General features: G+C 70.9%; 6 protein-coding genes. 2 read left to right on the top strand and 4 right to left on the bottom strand.

The window, feature by feature from the left end:
• The first annotated feature begins 121 nt into the window (after window positions 1–121).
• Entirely contained in the window at window positions 122–967 is an 846-nt protein-coding gene (locus ABEA26_RS34655) for a hypothetical protein (RefSeq protein ID WP_345597872.1), read from the top strand.
• Window positions 968–1,044: 77 nt separating this feature from the next.
• On the opposite strand, the gene ABEA26_RS34650 is transcribed toward ABEA26_RS34655, so the two are convergent.
• Complete coding sequence (locus ABEA26_RS34650) at window positions 1,045–1,326, bottom strand: hypothetical protein (protein ID WP_345597874.1); 282 nt, start codon at window positions 1,324–1,326, stop codon at window positions 1,045–1,047.
• Between the two features lie 133 nt (window positions 1,327–1,459).
• On the opposite strand from ABEA26_RS34650, the gene ABEA26_RS34645 reads away from it, so the two are divergent.
• The gene (locus ABEA26_RS34645) at window positions 1,460–1,690 is read left to right on the top strand and encodes a DUF4287 domain-containing protein (protein WP_345597870.1); all 231 of its coding nucleotides are present in this window, start codon (window positions 1,460–1,462) and stop codon (window positions 1,688–1,690) included.
• 79 nt (window positions 1,691–1,769) lie between these two features.
• On the opposite strand, the gene ABEA26_RS34640 is transcribed toward ABEA26_RS34645, so the two are convergent.
• The 3 genes from ABEA26_RS34640 to ABEA26_RS34630 form a co-directional block, all read right to left on the bottom strand.
• A complete protein-coding gene (locus tag ABEA26_RS34640; protein WP_345597869.1) occupies window positions 1,770–2,681 on the bottom strand; it encodes a Bax inhibitor-1/YccA family protein in 912 nt (303 codons plus the stop codon).
• 194 nt (window positions 2,682–2,875) lie between these two features.
• Window positions 2,876–4,069: a 4-hydroxybenzoate 3-monooxygenase gene (locus ABEA26_RS34635; RefSeq protein WP_345597868.1), complete on the bottom strand. Its 1,194-nt coding sequence runs from the start codon at window positions 4,067–4,069 to the stop codon at window positions 2,876–2,878.
• Window positions 4,070–4,344: 275 nt separating this feature from the next.
• Window positions 4,345–5,691, bottom strand: coding sequence for an ammonium transporter (locus ABEA26_RS34630; protein ID WP_345597867.1), 1,347 nt, complete (start codon window positions 5,689–5,691; stop codon window positions 4,345–4,347).
• Window positions 5,692–5,813: the final 122 nt, after the last annotated feature.

Below are 5,813 nucleotides of genomic sequence, written 5' to 3'. Positions count from 1 at the left end.
CCCCCACCGTCCGGGCCCAAAGTCCTGTCCTCTTCGTGACGTTACGCACTGACAGACGGTTAGTCCGCCCTTCAAGCTGATGTAGGAAGTCGGGGGTCGACTTTGAACCGGGAGTACGTCAGTGAGCGCCATGCCGATCGCCCTGCTGCTCACCACGGCCGCCACCGGCGCCGTGGGCGTCGCCGTCCTGCGCAGCATTCTGGTGCTGCGCCGACAGGTGGCGGCCCTGCGCACCGAGCTGGCCGAGAGCCGCGCCGCCGCCACGAGGGGCCGGGTGCCCGCCGCCCGCGGCAGCGCCGCCGCCGAGGAGATACGCGCCGCCGTCGCGGAGGCGCTCGCCGAGGAGCGGGAGCGGGAGCTCGCCGAGGCGCGGGCCTTCTGGGCGGCACAGGACTCCCGGGACGCCGCGGACGCGCCCCTGCTGCTCGGCCTGTCCGACAGCGAGCTGTTCCTGCCCCGCCAGACCGACCTCGTGGGTCTGGACCCGATGGTGGAGCCGCGCGCGGACACCGACGAACCGCCCACGATGGACCCGGTGGACCCGGTGGACCCGGTGGACGCGGTGGACTCATTGGACTCGGGACCCAGGGAATCCGCCGAACTGGCCGCCGCCCGTCGCCGGCACCCCTCGCACCCGGACTTCGTGCCGAACCCGGCACCGGCCGTGGGTGACCACGAGCGCACGGTCGCCACCCTTGAGGAGCTGGCCGAGTCGAGCATCGCGCTGGCGGACGTCCGTCCGGGCCCGCTGGGTACGCTCGACGTGTACGTCTTCGCCGACGGCACCACCCTGTGCATGACCCCGGGGCATCGCGAGACCGCAGAGCGCCTGGCCACCGCGCTGGGCGCGGGCAGGACGCCGTACCTGCTCGGTGGCTCGGGGATCTCCGGTGCCTACACGCTGACCTTCGCCTGCGGCGAGGAGAACGTGTACATCCTGGCGGACCGCGTCATCGCGTCCCTCTAGCCGCTTTCGTCCAGCCATCCAGCCGTCCAGCCGCTTCGCCGACCGTCCAGCCGCTTCGCCGACCACCGGCCGGGGCGTCAGACCCCCGCCCGCTTGCGGGCCTCCTCCACCAGCCCCACCGCTTCGTCCACCTGGCCCTCGTCCGTCAGTACGAGGGCCAGGTCGTGTGCGGCCACGGCGATCTGGTCGGCGGCGGCGAACATTCCCGCGTCCGGCATCTCGCGCGGCTCCGTCCCCGGTTCCTCCACGAGCTGGGCGCGTCGGGCCAGCTCCCTGGCCAGCTCCAGCGCCTCGGCGGCGGCCCCGCGTTGCAGCCTGCTCTGCGGGGCGGCCCGCAGCCGGTCGGCGAAGTCGTCCACGGCACGGGTCAAAGGCGTCGTATCAACCACGGCGCGAGCGTACGCGCCCCTCCGGGACTGTTGCCAACGGGCAAACGCTCAGGCACGGTGACCTGAAGGACCGGCTTACATCCCCTTTCGCCCGGAGGCGCCGATGTCCCATGTCTTCTCCGAGGAGACCCATCGCAACATGCTCGCCCGCATCCCCCACTGCACCGGTCGTGAGATCTCCGACTGGCTGCGCGCCGTCGAGGACGGCCCCTCCCTCTTCCGCTTCGAGGAAAAGGTCAGCTGGCTCCGACACGAACACGACCTCGCGTACGGCCACGCGAAGGCGATCATCCACGAGTACGACCTGAGAAGGGCCGCGCGCAAGCTGCGCTAGGCGCGCCGTCCCCACGACGACGAAGGGCCCCGGGCTCGAAGCCCGGGGCCCTTCGCGTACTGGTCGCTACCAGTCGTCGCTAATCGTTGCTGTTCAGGATCGCGATCAGCCGCAGGAACTCCAGGTACAGCCACACCAGCGTCAGCGTGAGACCGAAGGCGGCGAGCCAGGCCTCCTCGCGCGGGGCGCCGTAGGCCAGTCCGTCCTCGACCTGCTTGAAGTCCATGGCCAGGAAGCAGGCGCCGAGGATGATGCCGACGATGCCGAAGACGACACCGAGGGTGCCGCTGCGGAAGCCGAGGCCGTCACCGCCGCCGAAGACGGCGAACAGCAGATTCACCATCATCAGGAAGACGAAGCCGAGCGCGGCCGCCATCACGAAGCCGTAGAAGCGGCGGTTGACGCGGATCCAGCCGGCCTTGTACGCGATCAGCACACCGGCGAAGACCGCCATCGTGCCGATCACGGCCTGCATGGCCGCGCCGTCGGCGATGCGGTTGTCGACGACGCTGGAGATGACGCCGAGGAAGACACCCTCGAACGCCGCGTACGTCAGGATCAGCGCCGGCGAGGCCTTGCGCTTGAAGGACTGGACGAGCGCCAGGACCATGCCGACCAGCGCGGCACCGACACCGACACCGATGGAACGGCCGATGTTGGCGTCGTCCACGGGCAGCAGCGCCCACGCGAGCGCTGCCGTCACCACGAGCACGCCGAGCGTGCTCGCCGTCCGGATGACGACGTCGTCCATCGTCATGCGGCCGGTGGTGGCCGGCGACTGCGGCGGCGCGCCGTACTGCTGGTCCTGCTGTGCGTACGGGTTCTGGGCGTAGGGGTTGCCGGCGGGCGGGGCGTACGGAGCGCCCTGCGCGTACGGGTTGCCCTGCGTGGCGACGGCGGGACCCCCGGCCTGCGGCGCGGCGTTGAAGCCCGCGTAGCCGTTGTCGCGGCTGAACCCCCGTCGCGAGAAGACCGGGTTTCTGCTCCTCATTTCACTCCTCCATGGCCACACGACGCAGCCTTGGCTCAAGAGTAATAGAACGGCAAAGGAATGACCCTACTGCTTGGGTAGGATCTTTCCCTCGCCCTGCCGCACAACACGCTACGCGGATCAGTGATTCCCCTCACGGGCGGGGTTGTGCGCGGGTCCGGGTACCCCTCACCCGGTCGGGTCACCGGGTTGGTTCACCCGATCGGGAAACCGGTGTAGGCCTCGGCGATGTCGGTCTCGGCGGCGCGGGAGGAGACGATCCGGTCGAGGCGTGCGAGCTGGAGCCGCTCCTCGAAGGGGCCGGCGTCGGGGGCGCGGTGCAGGAGGGTCGTCATGTCGTACGAGAAGCGCTCGGCCTGCCAAACGCGGCGCAGGCAGGTCTCGGAGTAGGCGTCGAGGAGGTCGTCGGAGCCGGTCTCCGAGCGGTGGGCCAGCGCGCGGGCGAAGGTGACGACGTCCCCGACGGCGAGGTTGAGGCCCTTGGCACCGGTGGGCGGCACGATGTGCGCGGCGTCACCGGCCAGGAAGAGGCGGCCGTGCCGCATGGGCTCGTGGACGTAGGAGCGCATGGGGGTGACCGACTTCTGGGTGATCGGCCCCCGGTTCAGGACCCAGTCGTCGTCGGTCTCGAAGCGGCGTTCCAGCTCGGTCCAGATCTCCTCGTCGCTCCAGCTCTCGGAGTCCGTGCCGGCGGGCACCTGGAGGTAGAGGCGGGAGACGGACGGGGAGCGCATGGAGAGCAGCGCGAAGCCGCGGTCGTGGCGGGCGTAGACCAGTTCGTCGTGCGAGGGGGCGACGTCGGCGAGGATGCCGAGCCAGCCGAAGGGGTACGTCCGTTCGAAGGTACGGACCGGTCCGGCCGGGACGGCTGCCCGGGCCACACCCCAGAAGCCGTCGCAGCCGACGACGTAGTCGCACTCCAGGACTTCCTCCGCGCCCTTTCCACCCTCGGCGCCGCCGCGCCGGAAGCGGACGCGGGGGTGGTCGGTCTCCGCGCCTTCCACGGCCAACGCCTCGGCCTCGAACAGCAACGGGCCGCCGTCCTTCAGCTGGAGGGCGACGAGGTCCTTGCAGACCTCGGTCTGGGCGTAGACCATGACGGACCTGCCGCCGGTGAGCGCGGGGAAGTCGACGCGGTGGCGCCGCCTGGCGAACCTCAGCTCGATGCCGTCGTGGGGCAGGCCCTCCCGGTCCATCCGCTCCCCGGCCCCGGCCGCGCGCAGGACGTCCACGGTGCCCTGCTCCAGGATCCCGGCGCGCTGCCGCCGCTCGACGTAGGCGCGGTCGCGGCTCTCCAGGACGACCGAGTCGATCCCGGCGTTGTGGAGCAGCCGGGCGAGGAGGAGTCCGGCGGGGCCGGCCCCGATGATGCCGACGGTGGTGCGCATCGGTCGTTCCCTTCGATTGGCGTCGTTGCCGTCACGGCGGGCGATGAGCTTCGCTCACCGCACCCTGTCGTACACGTGGCTCGCGGGCTTTCGGTTCGCGTGGTGAAAATTATTTCACCAGCACTCGCAGAGTTTCGGTCTCCCGCGCGCGGCTGTCAACGGTGTGCGACGCGTCCCCGAGGGGCGTGTGACGGCTCGACGGGCCCGTTCTGGGCCTGGAACAGCGGGCGGTCGGGCCGGCGGCGGACTCTGGGCGCGCCGCCGGTGTCGGGCCCTCAGCCCTCCCTGCGGTCCCGCAGCAGCCGCTGGATCTCGGCCAGCGTCTCCCGGTCGGGGCCCCGGTCGCCGCCCGCGAGGGCGTCCAGGCGTTCGGCGGTGCGGAAGTCGTAGGCGCGTTCCTCGTCCTCGCCCGGTACGGCGTCGTACGTCTCCTCGGCCGCGAAGCCGACGACGACGTCCACGACCTTGGCGAGGATCCAGGTCACGACGAAGGAGAACGCGGCCACGGCGAGGATGGCGACGATCTGCTTCCAGAGCAGGGAGCCGCCGCCCCCGTAGAAGAGGCCCTTCTTGCCGCTGACGTCGGCCGTGGCGAACAGGCCGACCATGATCAGGCCGACGAGGCCCCCCGCGCCGTGCACACCGACCACGTCGAGGGTGTCGTCGACGTTCAGCCGGTACTTCAGGGTGATGGCGTACGCGCAGACGGCGCCGGCGACGAGTCCGGTCACCAGCGCGCCGGTGGGGTCGATCTCGCCGCACGCCGGGGTGATGGCCACCATGCCGGCCACGGCCGCCGAGCCCACACCCATCATGGTGACCCGCCGGGTACGCCAGTACTCCACCAGCGGCCAGGTGACCATCGCGCCGGCCGCGCCGAGCTGGGTGTTGATGAAGGCCGTGGCAGCGGTGCCGGTGTCGCGGACGGCCGACCCGGCGTTGAAGGCCAGCCAGCCGAACCAGAGCAGCGCCACACCGATCATGACCAGGGGGATGTTGTTGGGCCGCGGTTCCTTGCGCCGGAAGTCCGCCGGCCCCCTGATGACCAGGGCCGCGGCCAGCCCCGCGATGCCCGAGTTGAGTTCCACCGGCAGGCCGCCGGCGAAGTCCAGCGCGCCCAGGTGCTTGGTGATCCAGCCGTTCTCCGTGTCGAAGACCCAGTGCGCGATCGGCACGTACACGATCAGCAGCCACAGCGCCGAGAAGACCAGCCACCCCCGCATCCTGACCCGGCCCGCGATGGACCCGCTGATCAGCGCCACCGTGACGATGGCGAAGCCCATCTGGAAGGTGGCGTACACGTAGGTCGGGATCGAGTCGGTCAGCGTGTTCGGCTCGATGCCGCGCAGGAAGGCGTGGTCGAGGTTTCCGATGAGGCCGGCGCCTCCGACGTCCGGGCCGAAGACGAGCGAGTATCCGACGAGGTACCAGAGGATGCTCACGAAGCACAGCGAGGCGAAGCTCATCTTGAGCATCACCAGGATGTGCTTGGTGCGGACCATGCCGCCGTAGAAGAAGGCGAGGGCGGGGGTCATCAGCAGCACCATGGCCGCCGCCGCCAGCATCCAGGCGGTGTCGCCGGAGTCGTAGGCGGGCGGCATGGGAGCGGGCGCGGTGATCACGGACTGGTCTCCTGGACGCGGGGGGCGGAGGCGGGGGCTCGGCTGTCGGCTGCCGGCTGCCGGCTGTCGGCTGTCGGCTGTCGGCTGTCGGCTGTCGGCTGTCGGCTGTCGGCTGTCGGCTG

The sequence above is a fragment of the Streptomyces marokkonensis genome (assembly GCF_039539045.1).
GTDB classification, from domain to species: Bacteria; Actinomycetota; Actinomycetes; order Streptomycetales; family Streptomycetaceae; genus Streptomyces; species Streptomyces marokkonensis.
This window is presented reverse-complemented; position numbering and strand designations above follow the sequence as displayed.

Coding starts and splice junctions, on each gene's coding strand:
- ABEA26_RS34645 (WP_345597870.1), top strand. CDS start 1,460: ATGTCCCATGTCTTCTCCGAGGAGACCCATCGCAACATGCTCGCCCGC.
- ABEA26_RS34640 (WP_345597869.1), bottom strand. CDS start 2,681: ATGAGGAGCAGAAACCCGGTCTTCTCGCGACGGGGGTTCAGCCGCGAC.
- ABEA26_RS34635 (WP_345597868.1), bottom strand. CDS start 4,069: ATGCGCACCACCGTCGGCATCATCGGGGCCGGCCCCGCCGGACTCCTC.